Annotated in this window: 1 protein-coding gene; it reads right to left on the bottom strand. The window is 63.1% G+C overall.

The window, feature by feature from the left end; translation table 11 throughout:
• On the bottom strand, positions 1-693 hold a 693-nt coding region (locus tag PSFL_RS19065; protein ID WP_397470376.1), incomplete at both ends, for a DUF6531 domain-containing protein.

The raw sequence follows: 693 nt of genomic DNA, 5'->3' as shown, positions 1-693 counted from the left end.
CCGTTCCCACTCCCAGAAGAAACTCGCCCCACCGGCCAACTGCCGCTCAGTAATTACCGCAAGGCTGTCGTACTGATAGCGCTCGCTTTCGCCGACGGCATTGATCGCCTCAAGCAGTCGCCACTGTTCGTCATAGCGGTAGGAAACAACGTTCTGCTCGGTAACCCAGGCGTCATCCGATTCGCTTTCCACGCGAAACACCTGGTAGTCCACCGCCACGATATGCCCGCGGTCATAACGCAACAGCAAGGCGCGACCGGCACCGTTATCCAGGCGCAGAATCCGCCCCAAGCCATCGCGGGAAATACCCAGGCGGTTGTCATACCCATCGCTGATCGCCGTCAGCACACCGTCGTGAAAGTGGTAGAAGCGTGCCCCCTGCGCCAGCACCAGCTCATCCGGCGTCGCCCCCAGATAAATCGCCGCTTCAGCCAGGCTATTGCTGATCGCCGGGCGGGCACTGGAGGGCAGGGGAAAGGTGGTGCTGCGGTTCTCATGGTCCGTCCACACCACCGACCCGCCGACCACCTCCAGCCGCTGCGCCAACGAGTGGCTCCAGCCAAGCCCCAGCCCGCAATCCACCTCCACGGCACTGGTGCGATACAGGCGCGTCCAGGCAAATGGCAGCACGCCATCCAGTTCGCCATCGGTCAGGGTCAGCAGCTCTTCGCCGGTGACCATGGACACCGGGCA

This window comes from Pseudomonas sp. DD1 (genome assembly GCF_044510355.1).
Lineage (GTDB): Bacteria > Pseudomonadota > Gammaproteobacteria > Pseudomonadales > Pseudomonadaceae > Aquipseudomonas > Aquipseudomonas shahriarae.
The sequence above is the reverse complement of the archived record's forward strand: the minus strand, read 5'-3'. Positions and strand labels throughout refer to the sequence as shown.